The following is a 250-nucleotide window of genomic DNA, read 5'->3' on the forward strand; positions in this document are numbered from 1 at the left end:
CAGGCTGACCGCCAGGGTGACGTTGAGGCCCTCCTCGGTCAGCCGCTTGCTCGCCGGCACCAGCCCGACCGTGGACACGGTGACCGAGCGCTGGCCCAGCCCCCGGCCGTACGGCGCTGGGGTCAGCAGCGCGTCGAGGGTCTTGCGGCCCCGGGCGTAGTTGGCCAACGGCTCCCCCATGCCCATGAAGACCACGGTGGACAGCCGGCCCGGCCCACCGGGGATCTCCCCCGCCGCCATGGACGCCGCC

The 250-nt window shown here is 74.8% G+C and carries 1 pseudogene; it reads right to left on the minus strand.

The window, feature by feature from the left end:
* Positions 1-250: pseudogene (locus tag AC0IVP_RS21990) on the minus strand (dual-specificity RNA methyltransferase RlmN); the annotation flags it as partial.

It is taken from the genome of Klenkia sp. AC732, assembly GCF_979256525.1.